Consider the following 1,012-nt stretch of genomic DNA (forward strand, 5'->3'; position numbering starts at 1 on the left):
GCGGCTTTATTTCAGTTTTGCTGATTGATAACCAAGCCTTAACAAATATAGACAAATTTTAGATTAAAAAAATTCCATAATAGAAAAAGACCAAGACTGCAAAATTGAATAAAACCGTTGTTGTGCGTTCGGCTTTTCAATAAACCTAAAATAGTAGTATTTAAAAAACTTAAATGTTGTTTATTAATTTTCTTTTAAATACAAATATTCTGTTTGTTCTGATGCAGGAATATTATCAACATCAACACCACCTGATGGATTACTTTGCCTAACATAAAAAATTTTCAATTTTAACTCACTATTTGTAATACTTGTAACAGTTCTTTTAGTTTCAAATATATAATTAGCTGGATTTGTATTTATTTCCTTGACAGATAAAATATTATTTTCTAATGTAAATTGAATATCGCGACTATCATCAATACAGTTTCCATTAGGCATAGTTGCTCCAAAACCTTCATTACCCGTATTGTTTGTGTTTAAAATAAAATTTGGAAATTGTGCTTCGCAATCTGTTATTGCAATTCCATTAGCTGTAGTCAATTTCCAATTTCCATAAATTGAATTATTTGCAGTTTCATTATCATCATTTTTTGAACATGATAATGTAATGATTGTGATCAAAATTAAGTATGATTTTTTCATGTATTTATTTAATTTAATTATTTATTAAGTTTAAAACTTGATGTTTTTTTTTAATTTTTTGAAGAAATTTTACCTTATTACAAAGTACTAATACGTTCATTCAGAAGATATAATTTTGAGCTGATTTCTTCATTTATTTCACGAAGTTTTTTGTTTTCATCTCTTAATAATTTAATTTGTTCTGTTAATTCTTCAATTGCTAAAATTAAGTTTTCGTTCATTTTATTTTTGTTTTATGTTAATTTTTTGTCGTTCCTACCAAGCTGACGCACAACGGTTCGCGGCTTTATTTCAGTTTTGTTGATTGATAACCAAGCCTTAACAAATATAGACAAATTTTTGATTTAAAAACTTTCCAAAATAGAAA

At 25.6% G+C, this 1,012-nt stretch carries 2 protein-coding genes; both read right to left on the minus strand.

Going from position 1 to position 1,012, the window contains the following annotated elements; translation table 11 throughout:
* Positions 1-183: 183 nt before the first annotated feature.
* The gene (locus G507_RS0109710) at positions 184-645 is read right to left on the minus strand and encodes a lipocalin family protein (protein WP_026717288.1); all 462 of its coding nucleotides are present in this window, start codon (positions 643-645) and stop codon (positions 184-186) included.
* A 77-nt stretch (positions 646-722) separates the two neighbouring features.
* On the minus strand, positions 723-866 hold the full coding sequence (locus G507_RS17675) for a hypothetical protein (RefSeq protein WP_157496569.1): 144 nt from the start codon (positions 864-866) through the stop codon (positions 723-725).
* Positions 867-1,012 lie beyond the last annotated feature (146 nt).

This window comes from Flavobacterium gelidilacus DSM 15343, from assembly GCF_000422685.1.
Taxonomy (GTDB): Bacteria; Bacteroidota; Bacteroidia; order Flavobacteriales; family Flavobacteriaceae; genus Flavobacterium; species Flavobacterium gelidilacus.